The following is a 15341-nucleotide window of genomic DNA, read 5'->3' as shown; positions in this document are numbered from 1 at the left end:
GCCAAACGAGAGCGGCCCTTGCCCGTATGGATGTGCGCGGCAATGTGCGCATCGCATCGAGGCTTAGCGGCTCCATGCGCCGCCGCAAAACGGACGGCGGCTCCCCCGTTCGGCACGCTTGCCCCTCCAACCGTTCCGCTTATCTACTCCCTTCCAGCAGCACGTCCAGAACGGCCTTCATATCGTCGTCCGTGCCGATGCTGATGCGCAGCTTGTCGCGCAGGCGCGGAGCGTCGAAATAGCGGACGTAGATGCGGTTGTCGAGCAGCCTCCGGTACATGTCGGGCGCGGACGCGCCTCCCGGAGGCGGCGAGACGAGCACGAAGTTGGCCGTCGAAGGCCAGACGCCCCATCCGGCGTCCGCCAAGGCGGCGCAAAACGCGTCCCGCGTCCGCCCGATGCGCGCGACCGACCGCCGCATCCAGTCCGGGTCGCCCAGCGCGGCTTCCGCGGCGAGCTGGCCGACCGCGTTGACGCTGAACGTCTCGCGCGCCTTCTCCATCGCGCGGACGAGCCGCTCGCTCCCGACGGCGTAGCCGACCCGGGCGCCGGGCAGCGCGTACGCCTTGGAAAACGTCCGCAGCACGAGCAGATGCTCGTACGTGCCGGTCAAGTCGACGACGGACGTCCCTTCCGGGGCGAAGTCGACGTACGCTTCGTCGACGACGACGAGCCCGTCGAACGTCCGGAGCAGCTTCTCGATGGCGTCCCGCCCGGCGCAGGTGCCCGTCGGCGCGTTCGGATTGGCGAACACGACCAAGCGGGGCGTGTCGTCCCCGGACGCCGCGAGCTCGGCCGGCTCGAAGCGGAACCGGTCGTCCGTCGGCACGCGCCGGACGCGGACGCCCGCCAAGTCCGCCACGGTCCCGTACAGCGCGAACGTCGGATCGGGCATCGCCGCCGTGTCGCCCTCTTGGGCGAACGTCCGGTACATTAGCGTGATGAGCTCGCTCGAGCCGTTGCCGCACAAAATGCGCGACGCGGGAACGCCGAGCGTCGCGGACAGCGACTCGCGCAGCCGGTCGCTAAGCGCCTCGGGGTACGCGGCTACCAGCTCCGGGGCGAGCCGGCGAAGCGCCTCCGCCACTTTGGGCGAGGCGGGGTACGGGTTTTCGTTCTGGTTCAGCTTGATCGCCGGCACGCCGGGCTCCGGGCGGATGCCCGCGGAATACGGCTCCAGCTTTTCGACAAGCGGGTGAATCGCAATCATGGTTCGTCGCTCCTTTCGCTTGGACGGCAAGTGTGTTACTGTTACGATAGCGAAAATGTGGCATTTCACATATAGCCAGATTCGGCATTTTGAAGATGACAGATGGAGAACAGGAGCGAATCGCCATGGAGCTTATTCCCCACTTGGACCCCGCTTCCCCGGAAGCGCTCTATATTCAGCTGTACCGGCATCTTCGCCGGGAAATCGAGGACGGCCGCCTGCCCGCGGAGGCGCGCCTTCCGTCCGTCCGGAAGCTTGCCGCCCATCTCGGCGTCAGCCGGACGCCGGTGGAGAGCGCGTACCAGCAGCTGCTTGCGGAAGGCTACGTGGAGAGCCGGCCGCGCAGCGGCTTGACCGTCAAGCCTTACGAGCCGGACTTCGAGAGGGGGGCGGACGGCGCCCCACCCCCCTCTCCGCCTCGGCCGGACAAACGAACGACGCCGCTGTCGCCATCGGCGCCTCCCGTTCCGGCCGGCAAACCGGAATCGATCGATTTCGCCTACGGCGACGTCGACTTGACCTATTTTCCGTTCGCGCTATGGAAAAGACTTCTCGGCGAATGCTTCCTGCCCGAGCACCGCGACCTGTTCCGCTACGGGGACCCGCTCGGGGAAGCCGGGTTTCGCAAGGCGCTGTCCGCGTACGCGTACCGGGCGCGGGCGGTCGTCTGTCCGCCGGAGCGGATCGTCGTCGGCGCGGGTACCCACCATTCGATGGAGCAAATTTGCCGCCTGCTCCGGCAGACGCGCTACGCGCCGGGGGAAACCGCGTTCGCCGTCGAGGAATCGATGAGCGACGGCATCGCCGCGATTTTGCGGCATCACGGCTACCGGCTGGCGCCGATTCCGCTCGAGCCGGACGGCCTCGACATCGGGGCGCTGTACGAGTCCGGCGCCCGCCTCGTCTACGTGACGCCGTCGCACCAATTTCCGTTCGGCACCGTCATGTCGATCGGCAACCGGCGCAAGCTGTTGAAGTGGGCGGCCGAGACGGGCGGGCTCATCGTGGAAGACGATTACGACGGCGAATTCCGCTATGCCGGCCTCCCGATCCCGTCCCTGCAAGGCTTGGATGCCGACGGCTCGGTCGCTTACGTCGGCACGTTCTCCCGGGCGCTCGCGCCCGCCTTCCGGCTCAGCTACGCGGCTCTGCCTCCCGCTCTGGCGCAAATCGCATCGGCCGCGCTCCATCCGTTCGACCGGCTCGCCTCGCCGCTCCATCAAAAAACGCTGGAGCAGTTCATGACCGGCGGCCATATGCAGCGGCACGTGCGCAAAATGCGCAGCGTCTACCAGCGCAAGCTCGCCGCCCTGCTCGGCGCCGTCCGGCACCGCCTCGAGCCGCGCTTCCGCGCAAGCGGCGGCGGCGCCGGCCTGCACGTGCTGCTCCAGGCCGAAGGCGGCGCCGGTCCCGGCGAAGCCGAGCTGATCCGGCTCGCGGCCGAGGCCGCGGTGCGCGTCTATCCGACGTCGGTATACCGGGTCGATCCGCGCCGGCCCGCGGCCGAAGCCGTCCTGCTCGGCTTCGGCGCGCTGAGCGAAGCGCAAATCGCCGAAGGCGTCCGGCGTCTGGCCGAGGCGTGGCGGTAGCCGATCAGGAACCGGCGCAGCCGCAATACAAAAAAGGCAGACCGTCGGGAGTGCCGACAACCTGCCGTTATTCGATAGACGACGCGGCGCGCGGAGGACGCATTACGGGGAAAACGATCGGCCCTCTGCGGGGCCCCCCCGACGCGCGCGCGCGCCGCCCAAGGCGAAAAGCCGCTTCCCGATCCGGGAAAGCGGCTCTTCGATTCGTTCACTCCGCCCGCCTCGGCTCCGGATCGTCGCATTCGACGCGGTTCCGCCCGCGGTTCTTGGCACGGTACAGCGCCTTGTCGGCGCGCTCGATCATGTCCTCGAGCCTGTTCGTGCCGTACGTCCGCTCCGGCCGCGATTGGGCGACGCCGATGCTGACGGTGATCGCGATTTCCCGCTCCTCGTCGCGGTACGGCGAGCTGATGAACCACGTACGGATCCGTTCCGCCAGCTCGCAGCCCCGCTCCAGCTCGCAGTTCGTCGCCAGCACGACGAATTCCTCGCCGCCGTACCGCGAGACGACGTCGGAATGGCGCACGCAGGCGACAAGCAGCGAGGCCGCGTGCTTCAATACCCGATCGCCGACGAGATGGCCGTACGTATCGTTGATTTGCTTGAAATAATCGACGTCGATGAGCAGGATCGAGGACGGGTTTCCCGCCCGGGCCGCCGCTTCCTCGATTTTCGTCCCTTCGTTCATCAGAAACCGCCGGTTGTACACTTCCGTCAAATGGTCGATGACGGCCGACTCCTCGAGCAGCTGCATCGTCGTCGCCAGCTTCGCCGACATGATGTTGAAGTTGTCGGACAGCTCCTTCAGCTCCGCCGGCGCGGTACGAATGATCGACGGATCGATCTGGTAGCCGAACCGTCCTTCCCGAATACGCTTCGTCCCGTTCAGCAAATGTCTCAGCAGGGCGATCATTTTGCGGGTGAGCAGCATGGCGGCGATGTAGCTCGCGATCAGGATGAGGGCGGTTATAAGCGCCATGACGCCGAACAGATTGAAGTACGGCTTGTAGACGTCGGCCGTTCGCGTCTCGCCCACGAGCAGCCATTGGCGGTCGCTCGTCCAGGCGTACGCCCCGTACACCCGCTCCCCGGCCTGGTTCAAATACGACTTCGGCGCATCCAAACCGGCGACGGCGCGCTGGTAAATGTCCGTCTGGTACTGGACCGTAATCCGGGGAGCGTCGAACCGGTCCCGCGGCTTCGTAATGCGGAAGCCGTCCCGGTCGAGCAGAAACGTCTCCCCGTTCGCGCCGAACCGGAATTGGTTCATGATGCTGTCGAGCGTCGTCAGCTCGACCGCCCCGATGATCGCGCCGGCAAACTTGCCGTCTCCGCCGATGACCGGAGCGACGAAGCCGACGATATATTTCCCGGTGACCCGCCCGATCATGACATCGGTCACATACGGCTTGCGAAGGTCGCGGACGGCCCGGAAATAATCGCGGTCGGAGACGTTCGTATCGAACGGCCCATCCAGATTGAGGCTCGTGTTGCCCGCCGCGTTGATGAAGCTGATCGTATCGAATTCGGTATGCGTCAGCTTGAACATCCGGAATTGGCTGCGCATCTCCTCCAAGTTCAAGGCGCGCGCCCCCGGCATCGCGGCCAAATATTCGATGTCGGCGAGCCGCTCCGATTTCCATTTGTCGATGAACATCCGCTGCAGCTCGATCGCTTCCCGCAGCGCCGAATGCGTCTCCCGTTCCTTGATGACTTTGCCGAGAAGCGACATGAATAGGACGATGAGGACGCACATCGTGACGATCAGCACGCCGACCCATAGCCGAAGACGCCCTTTTAACGTGGAAACCCGCAATATCCGGTATAGGTTCTGCATCCGGTCATCCCACCCATCGCATCTTCAGTCGAGCACGACTTCCTTCCCGGGATTCCGCAGCCATTCGAACATGAGCCGGACTTGCGATTCCGTGTTCCGGTTCTCCGACAGCTCGGGCAGTTCGTCCTCGCCGAAATAGCCGACGCCGGACGTTTCCAGACCCGCCTTCGGCTCCCCGCCTAGGCGCTCGCACAAGATGAACATTTTGTATATATAATACGGCTCCGGCGGATGCGGGTGACATTTTTTATCCAGCACGGCGAGCAGCTTGACGGCCCGGACGTCGAGTCCGGCCTCCTCGCGGATTTCCTTCACCGCGACCTCCTTCGGCGTGTAGCCGATATCGGCCCAGCCGCCGGGCAGCGTCCACTTCCCGTCCGACTTTTCCCGTACCATCAACAGCTTGCCGTTCTCGAACACGACTCCGCGAACGTCCACCTTCGGCGTCGGGTAGCCCGTCTCGGAGGCGAACAGCTCCTTCACTTTGGCGTACGGCTCGCCGGTCTGCTCCCGCATCATCTCGATGCTGATCTCGCGAAGCTCTTCGTATCGTTCGATATCGTAGCCGTCCTTGGCATAGGTGAGCCCGGTTTGGGCGATCGCCTGAATGCGCTGCGCCCAATGCAGCCATCGATTGGCGTCGGTCATGGTCGTTTCCTCCGTTACCCTGGGTATAGACCGGCCGGCTCGAGCGCCGCCGCGTAATGCCGCGCCCCCGCTCCGTCCGGGTCGTACACGACGACAAGCAGCGTGGAACGGCCGCGATCGATCGTGCCGTCGGCCTCGAACCGGTTCAGATCGAACGGCAGCGTCTCGACGACCGCATGCTTGTGCAGCTCCTTCTCGGTCCAGCCGAGCGCCGCGAACTCGGGCGATACCCGTTCCGGACGGTCCGCCAGCGACTGCATCCAGGCCGACACCGATTTTTTATCGTGCATGAAGTCCCACCATATTTTACGCGGCTTGTAGCGGTGGTTCAAGAAGTAGTCGAGCTTCATGAGCCCTTCCGCCGTCCTCGCGTCCTCGTCCGGCGTTCCCCGATCCTTCAGAAAGTCGCGCAGCCGCACGAACAGGTCCTCGAGCTGATGCCCGATCTTTTGCCAGCCGCGCTCCTCCCAGTAGTCGCCGAACTGCTGGAAGAAATCGAATGCCGACGGGAACTGCTCGGCGATCAAATACTTGACCGTCCGGTTTATCCGGTGCGCGTTCCAATATTTCTCAAGCACGTCCTCGACCCGCTTGATCCGCATCAGATCGGAGAACGGCATGATCGCGTTGCCGAGTATTTCGTACGGGGCGTTGTCCATGTAGACGTACCCGTACTTGTCGGCGTCGTGGCGCAGTCCGGTGCCGCGGAGCATTTTCAGAAAGCCGAGCTGCAGCTCCTCGGGTCCGAGCGCGAACACGTCGTTGAACGTCTGGCGGAACGATGCGTAATCTTCCTCCGGCAGGCCGGCGATCAGATCGAGATGCTGGTCGATTTTGCCGCTTTCCTTCACCTTCGTGACGGTCCGGGTCAGCTTGGCGAAGTTTTGGCGGCGCTTGACGAGCTCGTTCGTCCGGTCGTTCGTCGACTGCACCCCGATTTCGAAACGGAAAACGCCCGCGGGCGCATGCTCGGACAAAAAGTCCAGCACCTCGGGACGCATGATGTCGGCCGTTATTTCGAACTGGAACACGCAGCCTTTATGGTTGTCGATCAGAAATTGGAAAATGTCCATCGCGTATTCGCGCTTGATGTTGAACGTCCGGTCGACGAACTTGATCAGCTTCGCGCCGGAGTCGATCAAGTAGAGCAAATCCGCCTTCGTCCGCTCGATATCGAAATAGCGGACCCCGACCTCGATGCTCGAGAGGCAGAATTGACAGCTGAACGGGCAGCCCCGGCTCGTTTCGAAGTAGACGACGCGGTTGCCGAGCGCGGGAACGTCCTCGGGGAACCGGTGCGGCGACGGGATATCGTCCAGATTCAGCTTCGGGCGGCCAGGGTTGATGCAGACGGCCCCCTCCCGGTTCCGGTAGGCGAGGCCGAAGACGAAGTGAAACTTCCGCTCGCCGGCCAGCTCCCGGAGCAGATGGAGAAACGTCTCTTCGCCTTCGCCCATGACGATGAAATCGACCTCGGGCACCCGTTCCATCCAATACGCCGTATCGTAGGAAACCTCCGGACCGCCGAGGACGATCGTCATGTCGGGCTTGATTTTCTTGAGCATGCGGACGACCCGGATCGTCTCCTCGATATTCCAGATGTAGCATGAAAAGCCGAGCACGTCCGGGCCGCGCCGGAACAAGTCGGACACGATATTCATCGCCGGGTCTTTGATCGTATATTCGGCCATCTCCACTTCGAATTCGTCGCGGCAGTACGACTTCAAATACCGAAGCGCGAGACAGGTATGGATATATTTGGCGTTCAAGCTGGATACGACGACATTCATCGGGTGTACGAACCTTTCCTGCGTTGTTGGTTTCTTTCCCTTCATTCTACATGAAACGGCCCGCAACACAAAATGGTTTTCCCGCGCCGATTTTTTTGAATATGGTTTCGGATCGTGCTATATTGCATATGATACGGCAAGGTTTCCTTGTCGGGATCCCGGTTACATAGAAGAAACGATCCATACGGGAGGAATGCTGCACATGCCAACGGAACGCGATTTGGAGAAATACGCGGAGCTGGCCGTACGCGTCGGCATCAACGTCCAGCAAGGACAGACGCTCGTCGTCACCGCGCCGCTCACGGCCGCGGAGCTCGTCCGGGCGATCGCGCGCAAGGCGTACGAAGCGGGCGCCAAAAACGTGCACGTGGAATGGAACGACGAGACACTCACGCAAATCAAATACAAGATGGCGCCGGACGAGGCGTTCGCCGAATACCCGATGTTCCGGGCGAAAGGCTGGGAGGAATTCGCCGAGAACGGCGCCGGCTTCCTGAGCATCTATTCCCCGAACCCGGATTTGCTGAACGGAGTCGATCCGCAGCGCATCGCCACAGCGAGCAAGACGGCCGCGACCGCGCTGCAAGGCTGGCGCAGCTATACGATGGCGCATCGCGTCTCCTGGTCGCTGATCTCGACCCCGACGGTCGAGTGGGCGTCGAAGGTGTTCCCGGACGTGCCGGCGGACGAAGCGGTCGAGAAGCTGTGGGACGTCATCCTGAAGGCGGTCCGCGTCGACAAGGACGATCCGGTCGCCGCCTGGAAAGCGCACAACGCGCAAATCGCCAAAATGGTCGACTACTTGAACGCGAAGCAGTACAAGCAGCTCGTCTACCGCGGCGAAGGGACCGACTTGACCGTCGACATGCCGGAAAACCACGTCTGGTGCGGCGGCTCGAGACCGAACGCCAAGGGCGTCGAATTCAACCCGAACATGCCGACGGAGGAAGTGTTCACGATGCCGCACAAGGACGGCGTGAACGGCGTCGTCCGCAGCACGAAGCCGCTGAACCACGGCGGCACGCTGATCGACAATTTCACGCTGCGGTTCGAGAACGGCCGGGTCGTCGACTTCACCGCGGAAAAAGGCTACGACGCGCTCAAGCTGCTGCTCGACACCGACGAAGGCGCCCGCCGTCTCGGGGAGATGGCGCTCGTCCCGTTCCGCTCGCCGATTTCGGACACGAACCTGATTTTCTACAACACGCTGTACGACGAGAATGCGTCGTGCCACTTCGCTCTCGGCCGCGCTTACCCGACCACGATCGAGGGCGGCGAGGAGATGACGAAGGAGCAGCTCGCCGAGCGAGGAGCCAACGACAGCCTCGTCCACGTCGATTTCATGATGGGGTCGGCGGACTTGAGCATCGACGGCGTCACCGCCGACGGCCGGCGGGAGCCGATTTTCCGCGACGGCAACTGGGCGTTCGAATTGGCATAATCGAAAGCCGTTCCCCGGATGGGGAACGGCTTTTTGCATGCGCAGCTTAGGAGATGGATCGTCTCTCGGCCACTCCGGTCAGCCGGCCGTTTGCGCAACCCGCTTCCTGCCGAGCGAGAAGCTTACGATCGCCGCCGCCAGCCCGAGCGCCACGATCGCGCCCGCCAGCCACGGGTTGTAATAGACGGTGGAAGCCGCGCCGGCCAATACCCCCCCCGCCCCCGCTCCGGCGGCCAATCCGACATGGACGATCGACGTGTTCAGGCTGAGCACGAGACTGGAGGATTCCGGCGCTTGTTGAATAAAGTACGTCTGCACGGCGGGCCCGCTGACGAACATGGACAAGATCATAAGCGCGATCAACGCCAATCCCGCGGCCGGCGTTCCGGCGAACAGCGGCAGCAGCGCCAGCGTCGCCACATGAAGGACGATGCTCGACGCGATGACGCGGGAGGCGCCCCATCTGTCGACGCCGTAACCGCCTAGCCGCGAGCCGAAGGCGCCGAAGAGGCCGAAGACGAGCATCGCGACGCCGATGCCGGCAGGATCCATCCGGAGGATGTCCTGCATGAACGTCGTCAAATACGTGAACAGAACCGAATTCCCCGATTCCCGGAACAGCGTCAGGAAGAGCCCGCTAACGATAACGGCGCTGCCGAGCGCTTGGAACTGCCGTTTGAACGGCACCCGCGCGTCTCCTTCGATCCCCGGCAGAAGCCGGTACATAACCGCCGTCATCAGCAAGCTCAGCATGCCGAGCACGGCGAAAATGGCCCGCCAATCCAACCATTGCGTAATCGCGATCCCGATCGGGACGCCCAAAATCATCGCCATGCTGAAGCCGAGGACGATCGTCCCGATGGCGCTGCCGATCCGCTGCGGGGGGACGAGCTTGGCCGCCGCGCCGAACGCGCCGACCAGGTAGACGCCCGAGCTGACGCCCAGCACGACTCGTGAAGCCATGAGCAGGGAAATATCCGTGCTGGCGTACGATAAGCCGCTGCCGAGCACGAACGCGGCGAGCGAGCCGAGCAGCGTTTTTTTGCGGTCGATGCGAGACGTCAGCGAGACGACGACGGGCGTGCCGATCGCGAAGGCGAGCGAATAGACGGTGACGAGCTGTCCGGCCAGCGCGACGGTAATGTTCAAATCGTCCGCCAGGACGGGGAGAATGCCGGAGACGACAAGCTCGGAGGTGGCCGTCAGGAAGACGCCGAGCGCAAGCACGTAAATGGTCCATCGATTGTTCATAAGATCCGATCCTTTCTTGGCTCATTCGTACGGATGAGGGATTGATTGCATTTTAACTCCGTTACGAACATTACGTAAGAAGGCAAAGCATTTGGATATTATCCAAATAAATGGACCAACTATATTTTTGTAAGTGATTGCGTGCGCAAGCGGCGGCATAATAAAAACCCCCAGGCGAACTGGGGGCGGAAAAGCGGTTATCGGGTTTGAACGGTTAAGCGCTCGACGTTGCAGCCTAGAATCGTGCCTCCTCGATCAGCCGGACGGCGCGCTCCGCCTCCCGCTCCGTCGGCCCGGGCACCTATAGCCGCAATACGTTAATTTGCTCGTCGTTGACGACTTCGCCGTTGTCTCGGAAGCCGAAGCGCTCATAAAGCTTTTTGGCGGGGACGTTATCGGCCTTATACGGAATCCAGCAGTATTGGGCGGGTCCCGCCGGAAAGGTGCGGATAAAGGCCAATATTTCGTTCATCGCTTCCCGGCCGTAGCCCTTGTTCTGGTATTGCTTGCCCATCATGAGACGCAGGATGCAGTATCCGTCGTCCGCGATGGCCGGGAGGTCGTACCCGGTAATTTTATACGTGATCATAACGAAACCGACCGGCCGTTCATCCGCATAAATGGCGAACGGAAACGGATGTCCCCCCGTTGGTGGCTAGGACATAACACGATGCGACGCTGGACAGATTGGACGCGACGAAGCGGCGCTGATCTTCGGAAACTTCCAGATTAAAGATGTCGCGCCGGTTTTCCAGCGTGATTTTTTTGAGCGTGATCATGCGAGGCTGCTCCCTTCGTTACCTTCGATTTGCGCCGCGGTCGCTCACTAAACATACAATTTTTCCAAAAAAAGATATAGACTTATGTTCCATTTTTTTATAGACTATTATTTATCCATGGCATTTTTAAGGTTCTCCTTTAGGGCAGGATTAGGTAACCGGCACATCGTTGTGCCGGTTTATTTGCGTCGTTAACGGTAAACGTCCTGACATAACGCCGCGAGGCCGCCGAATCGTTTCGGCGGCCTCCTCCAGAAGAAGTTCGAGTTATCGAACGCGCGGCAGTTTATTCGGTTAAATAAATGTCAATTCGTTCTTTGCCTCTGCCTATATTGTTGCGCTTCAGCTTGATGAAACCGACTTCGCCCGTTTTTTTCAAGTGCGTTCCGCCGCAGGCGACTTTGGAAAAACCTTCGATCTCCCAATACCTTCTCTCCTTTTCCTCATCGCTGAAAGCACTACTGATATCGAGGTCCGCCCCGACGATTTCCCGGAATTGTTTCTCGATCACAGGGAATGAGCTGGAAATCGGTTCATTCCATGCAAAATCGATGCGCGCTTTCTCTTGAGCGATATGGGCGCCGATCTTTTCGATGCCGTTAAGATGCTTATAGACTAATTCCAATACGATCTCCGCCGCAAAATGCAGACGCATCAGTCTGTATCGACGATCCCAATCGATGGTCATCGTTACTTCGTCACCGACCTTCAAGCCATGCCCTTCTTCAACCGTATAAACGATTTCGTGACCGTCTTTTTGGGCTTGAAGGACGGAATACCCGCCGATTGTTCCGTGATCGCTTTCTTGTCCGCCGGAGAACGCGTAGAAGATGGTTTGTTCGACTGTAATTTGCTGGCCGGACACACCGGATATTCGAGTATCCAGCCTCGTCAAGTACGGGTTTGTCCAAAACATTTTTTCAACCATGTCGGCACCTCCTCCTTCCTTTGGTATACTTGAACCTAATTGTACCACCCCTTTATTCCAGCAATTCGGAATTTTTCCGTTTATTGAAATTCCCCTCTTAGCGTGGGCGCGGAATGAGCGCCCGTCCAAGCCGGGCGTACACAACAAAGCGCATGCCGACATCGGCATGCGCTGTATTCCATTCTATTATGCTTTTCCGGCATTTTCCGCATAGGCTTTGAAATTGTTTAAAATGGCCTGCCAGCCCGCTTGCTGCATCTCGATGGGGTTCGACTCCTCCGCATCGAACGATTCGACGATTTTCGTGGCAGCGTCTTGGCGAATAAAATCGATCTTCACTTTCCGACCGTCGCCCATCGTATAGGCGATGCGTTCGTTAAGGCTCACCTCGTCGTATACGCCGCCGAAGTCGAAGCCGAAGCTCCCGTCTTTCGCTTCCATTCTCGAGACGAACGCGCCGCCGACTCTCAGATCGTTCTCGGCGCGCGGCGTGTGCCATTCGTCGGAAGCGGCATTCCATTTCATGATATGCTTCGGGTCCGTCCAATACGTCCACACGCTTTCGACGGGAGATTGAACGATCGCTTCTACCGTTATCGTTGCCGGATTACTTGTTCCCACTATACAGCCTCCTTGTAGGATTCTAGCATTCTTCTTCAGAATACCACGGGCCCTTTCCCCATTCTAGTATAGTATGGCGGGAGCGGCCGCATTTCTTCTCGATTGCTATCGTAGAGGCGAATCGTCAATGAGGCCGGGCAAGACTCCATTAAAAAAGTGCGAACCGACGGCTCGCACTTTCTGCGCTATTCACGACATTCGGCTACGGCTGCGCCTGAACCGATTGTTCCCCGACGAGCGGCATATGCAGAAGCTCCTCCGGCACGAGGTCCTCGGCGGCGATCGGGGCGTCTGCGCGGGCGGCGAGCCGTCCTCGGACTTCCGCGGCTAGGGCCGAGCGGCGCATGTCCGCGAGCACGTCCGCGACGGACAGCCGGTCGGACTCGGTCAAGCCCGGAACCGGCTCGACGCCCAACTCGTCGGGGGACGACAGGACGAAAGCCGGCTCCGCCGCAAGCTTGCCCGGCTCGAGCCATTGATACGCTTCGCGCATCATTTGCCGCTCCACGTCCGCTTTTTGTTGTATGTAAAGGCCGGAATTCCCGTCGGACTCGGCGATCAGTCGTTTCAGCCGCTTGCGCTCTTCCATCCACTTGGCGAGGCGGTACAAAATCATCGTTCACAGCTCCTTTCCGTTCTGTTCCCATTGTATAAGCCGTACATTAAGGGAACATTAGCGGATCATTAGCGGTTCATTAACTTTTTGTGACAGCGGCGTGACAACATGCGGCCTCAGCCGAATGCCGCCGCAGGAAACCATTTCCCTTAACCAGTGTGCCACAAAAACGATGATCTTATGAATCTATTGCCCCGCTACTCCCACTTGAACGTAAAGCTGGATACGGCGAACGCCGCGACGATCCATCCTCCGAGCAGCGCGGCCTGCGGCCATAGCACGGCAAACCCTTCCCCGACGTTCATGACCTGCCGCATCGCCGTCGTCAGATGGGAGATCGGCAGCAGCTTGACGATCGGCTGCAAAAATTCGGGCATCTGCTTGATCGGGAAAAAGACGCCGCCCAAAAACAGCATCGGAAACGAGACGAAGCCGGCGATCGGCCCCGCGCTTTCCGGCGACTTCGCGAGGCTCGCGATGATGAAGCCGATCGACATGAACGTCAGCGTACCGAGCACGACGAACAGGAACAGCAGCCCCCACGAGCCGTTCACCTGCGTGCCGAAGACGGTCGAGCCGACCAGCACGACGATGAGCGCCTGCATGCCGTTCATGACGAGCCTTGCCGTAATTTGCGCGGCGATGAACGTGGACGCGTTCAGCGTCGTGCTCTGCATCCGCCTCAGGATGCCGCGCTCGCGCCAAGAGGCGATTTGGCCGGCGACCCCGTTCAAATTGTTCGACATGATCATCATGGCGAGAATGCCCGGCACGAGAAAATCGATATATTTCAAATGCAGCGACTGGACGGCCATCGCGTCGACGGTGACGACCGGCGAGTAATTGGCGAGCTGCTTGCTGACGCCGTCGACGACCTGCGACAAAATCGTCAGGGCGATTTGCGACGTCGTCATGTTCGTCTCGTCGTAGTACGCCTTGACGGTGGCCACTTCCGGAAGCATGCCGGGCACCGCCTCGGCCTCCGTCTGCTGACCGTGCGCGGCGAGCAGCTCTTGATAGCCTCGCGGCACGATGACGACGATATGCCGGTCGCCCTGCTTCAGCTGCTTGAGCGCCTCCTCCTTGTCGTACACCTCCTCGAGCTCGATGACGGCATCCATCTGCCCGAGCGAGCGGAGCAGCTCGCGGGAAGCCGGACTATGGTCTTCGTCGATAATGGCGCCCGTGATCGAAATGCCGCTGCCGTTGCCGAGAAACGAGCCCAGCATCGCCATGAAGAAAACGGGAAACAGCAGCGACCAGAACAGCACTTGACGGTTTCTCGCGAACAGGCGGAGCTGGGCGAGCGTAAGTTGCAAGTACGCTTTCATGACTCCCTCAGACTCCTTCCCGTCATATGGATGAACACGTCCTCGAGCGTCGCCGAACGGGTGCGCAGGTCGGCGAACCGGAGACCGTTCTTCTCCGCGAGCGCGATCCAATCGGTCAGCGTCGATTGGAGCTGGTCCGTATACAGCACGTACACTTCCTCACGCGCCTCGACCCGCTTCACCCCGCATACACCGCGCAGCAGCCCGAGCACGCGGTCGCGCTCGCCGCCTTCCGGAGGCGCCGCTTCCAGCTGCGGCAGCCGGAACTCGACGGCGCTGTCCGAATGCAGGCTTCGCACGAGCCGCTCGGGCGTATCGAGCGCGATCACCTTGCCGCGGTCCATCAGGCATATCCGGTCGCACAGCACGTGCGCCTCGTCCATATAGTGCGTCGACAGCACGATCGTCTTGCCGCGCGCCTTCAGCTTCAGAATAATGTCCCACAGCGTCCGGCGCGCCTGCGGATCGAGCCCGGTCGTCGGCTCGTCGAGGAAGATGACCTGCGGGTCGTTGACGAGCGCCAGCGCGATGGCGAGCCGCTGCTTTTGCCCGCCGGACAAATGCTTGACGCGGTCGTTTTTCTTCTCCTCCAAAATCATGTCCTGCAAAAGCGGCTGGATCGGCACCGAGCTCGGATAAAAGCTCGCGTACATCCGCACGATCTCCTTCACCTTGAGCAGATCGAACAGCGACGTCGACTGGAGCTGGACGCCGATCACCTGCTTGACCTTTTTCAATTCCTTTTGCGTATCGTAGCCGGCCACGAAGGCGCTTCCTCCGTCAGGACGGCGCAGCCCTTCCATCATTTCCATCGTCGTCGTCTTCCCCGCCCCGTTCGGGCCGAGCAAGCCGAACACTTCGCCCTTGCGGACGTCAAAGGTGACACGGTCCACCGCGGTAAACGAACCGTACCGCTTCTCGAGCCCGACGGCCCGAATGACCGGCTCGCCGCCTTCGTGCCGGGCCGCCGCAGCGTTGACCGACTCGCTCATGATTTCCCTCCTGTCGAACGATCGTTCCATCCATTATATCACGCCGGGCGAAGAAACCCCCAATCGAAGACGGACGTGTGCTTTTTCGCTCCGGATGCGATATAGTAACTCGTAGATCATCGATAAAAGGAGAACGGCATGACAAATAACGAACGTACCTCTACGAAATCGACGCGGGGCAAACGGCCGGCTCGGAAGGAGCCGGCGGGCGGAGCCGCCGCCGGGAAGCGGGACGGCCGGACGGGACCGGAGGCGGAGCGCCGGGGAGGCGGAGCGCGGGACAATCGGGACAGCCGCGGAACGCGGAA

At 61.1% G+C, this 15341-nt stretch carries 12 protein-coding genes and 1 pseudogene; 2 read left to right on the top strand and 11 right to left on the bottom strand.

Annotated features, from left to right (window positions below; genetic code table 11):
- Nucleotides 1-139: 139 nt before the first annotated feature.
- Nucleotides 140-1210: a histidinol-phosphate transaminase gene (hisC, locus tag DLM86_RS24620; protein WP_110842719.1), complete on the bottom strand. Its 1071-nt coding sequence runs from the start codon at nucleotides 1208-1210 to the stop codon at nucleotides 140-142.
- 125 nt (nucleotides 1211-1335) lie between these two features.
- Between hisC and pdxR the strand changes: the two genes are divergently transcribed.
- A complete protein-coding gene (pdxR, locus tag DLM86_RS24615; protein ID WP_110842718.1) occupies nucleotides 1336-2799 on the top strand; it encodes a MocR-like pyridoxine biosynthesis transcription factor PdxR in 1464 nt (487 codons plus the stop codon).
- A gap of 208 nt (nucleotides 2800-3007) precedes the next feature.
- On the opposite strand, the gene DLM86_RS24610 is transcribed toward pdxR, so the two are convergent.
- From DLM86_RS24610 to DLM86_RS24600, 3 genes are read right to left on the bottom strand one after another with little or no spacing between them, the layout of a single operon-like run.
- The gene (locus tag DLM86_RS24610; RefSeq protein WP_110842717.1) at nucleotides 3008-4636 is read right to left on the bottom strand and encodes a diguanylate cyclase; all 1629 of its coding nucleotides are present in this window, start codon (nucleotides 4634-4636) and stop codon (nucleotides 3008-3010) included.
- A gap of 24 nt (nucleotides 4637-4660) precedes the next feature.
- Nucleotides 4661-5284, bottom strand: a complete 624-nt coding sequence (locus DLM86_RS24605; protein WP_110842716.1) for an NUDIX hydrolase — start codon at nucleotides 5282-5284, stop codon at nucleotides 4661-4663.
- 14 nt (nucleotides 5285-5298) lie between these two features.
- Nucleotides 5299-7074, bottom strand: a complete 1776-nt coding sequence (locus tag DLM86_RS24600; protein ID WP_110842715.1) for a B12-binding domain-containing radical SAM protein — start codon at nucleotides 7072-7074, stop codon at nucleotides 5299-5301.
- A 202-nt stretch (nucleotides 7075-7276) separates the two neighbouring features.
- On the opposite strand from DLM86_RS24600, the gene DLM86_RS24595 reads away from it, so the two are divergent.
- Entirely contained in the window at nucleotides 7277-8515 is a 1239-nt protein-coding gene (locus DLM86_RS24595; protein WP_110842714.1) for an aminopeptidase, read from the top strand.
- Nucleotides 8516-8593: 78 nt separating this feature from the next.
- Here DLM86_RS24595 and DLM86_RS24590 read toward each other — a convergent pair whose 3' ends face one another.
- The 7 genes and pseudogenes from DLM86_RS24590 to DLM86_RS24560 all read right to left on the bottom strand — a co-directional run bounded on the left by DLM86_RS24590 (nucleotide 8594) and on the right by DLM86_RS24560 (nucleotide 15033).
- Nucleotides 8594-9766, bottom strand: coding sequence for an MFS transporter (locus tag DLM86_RS24590; RefSeq protein ID WP_110842713.1), 1173 nt, complete (start codon nucleotides 9764-9766; stop codon nucleotides 8594-8596).
- A gap of 301 nt (nucleotides 9767-10067) precedes the next feature.
- Nucleotides 10068-10545: pseudogene (locus tag DLM86_RS24585) on the bottom strand (GNAT family N-acetyltransferase).
- Between the two features lie 286 nt (nucleotides 10546-10831).
- A complete protein-coding gene (locus DLM86_RS24580; RefSeq protein WP_110842712.1) occupies nucleotides 10832-11473 on the bottom strand; it encodes an alanine--tRNA ligase-related protein in 642 nt (213 codons plus the stop codon).
- A 186-nt stretch (nucleotides 11474-11659) separates the two neighbouring features.
- Nucleotides 11660-12094 carry an SRPBCC family protein gene (locus tag DLM86_RS24575; RefSeq protein ID WP_110842711.1) on the bottom strand — a complete coding sequence of 145 codons (435 nt, stop codon included), beginning with the start codon at nucleotides 12092-12094 and terminating at the stop codon, nucleotides 11660-11662.
- A 202-nt stretch (nucleotides 12095-12296) separates the two neighbouring features.
- Nucleotides 12297-12710, bottom strand: a complete 414-nt coding sequence (locus tag DLM86_RS24570) for a hypothetical protein (RefSeq protein ID WP_110842710.1) — start codon at nucleotides 12708-12710, stop codon at nucleotides 12297-12299.
- A 197-nt stretch (nucleotides 12711-12907) separates the two neighbouring features.
- Nucleotides 12908-14041 (bottom strand): ABC transporter permease, encoded by a 1134-nt coding sequence (locus DLM86_RS24565; RefSeq protein ID WP_110842709.1) that lies wholly within the window; start codon nucleotides 14039-14041, stop codon nucleotides 12908-12910.
- Complete coding sequence (locus DLM86_RS24560; protein ID WP_110842708.1) at nucleotides 14038-15033, bottom strand: ABC transporter ATP-binding protein; 996 nt, start codon at nucleotides 15031-15033, stop codon at nucleotides 14038-14040. Before DLM86_RS24560 ends, DLM86_RS24565 begins: the two co-directional genes overlap by 4 nt.
- Between the last annotated feature and the right edge of the window lie 308 nt (nucleotides 15034-15341).

Origin of the sequence: Paenibacillus flagellatus, from assembly GCF_003217775.1 — a bacterium.
GTDB classification, from domain to species: domain Bacteria; phylum Bacillota; class Bacilli; order Paenibacillales; family NBRC-103111; genus Paenibacillus_AB; species Paenibacillus_AB flagellatus.
The sequence above is the reverse complement of the archived record's forward strand: the minus strand, read 5'-3'. Positions and strand labels throughout refer to the sequence as shown.

Excerpts from the sequence above, each read along its gene's own strand:
- hisC (WP_110842719.1), bottom strand. The coding sequence starts at position 1,210 with ATGATTGCGATTCACCCGCTTGTCGAAAAGCTGGAGCCGTATTCCGCG.
- pdxR (WP_110842718.1), top strand. The coding sequence starts at position 1,336 with ATGGAGCTTATTCCCCACTTGGACCCCGCTTCCCCGGAAGCGCTCTAT.
- DLM86_RS24610 (WP_110842717.1), bottom strand. The coding sequence starts at position 4,636 with ATGCAGAACCTATACCGGATATTGCGGGTTTCCACGTTAAAAGGGCGT.
- DLM86_RS24605 (WP_110842716.1), bottom strand. The coding sequence starts at position 5,284 with ATGACCGACGCCAATCGATGGCTGCATTGGGCGCAGCGCATTCAGGCG.
- DLM86_RS24600 (WP_110842715.1), bottom strand. The coding sequence starts at position 7,074 with ATGAATGTCGTCGTATCCAGCTTGAACGCCAAATATATCCATACCTGT.
- DLM86_RS24595 (WP_110842714.1), top strand. The coding sequence starts at position 7,277 with ATGCCAACGGAACGCGATTTGGAGAAATACGCGGAGCTGGCCGTACGC.
- DLM86_RS24590 (WP_110842713.1), bottom strand. The coding sequence starts at position 9,766 with ATGAACAATCGATGGACCATTTACGTGCTTGCGCTCGGCGTCTTCCTG.
- DLM86_RS24580 (WP_110842712.1), bottom strand. The coding sequence starts at position 11,473 with ATGGTTGAAAAAATGTTTTGGACAAACCCGTACTTGACGAGGCTGGAT.
- DLM86_RS24570 (WP_110842710.1), bottom strand. The coding sequence starts at position 12,710 with ATGATTTTGTACCGCCTCGCCAAGTGGATGGAAGAGCGCAAGCGGCTG.
- DLM86_RS24565 (WP_110842709.1), bottom strand. The coding sequence starts at position 14,041 with ATGAAAGCGTACTTGCAACTTACGCTCGCCCAGCTCCGCCTGTTCGCG.
- DLM86_RS24560 (WP_110842708.1), bottom strand. The coding sequence starts at position 15,033 with ATGAGCGAGTCGGTCAACGCTGCGGCGGCCCGGCACGAAGGCGGCGAG.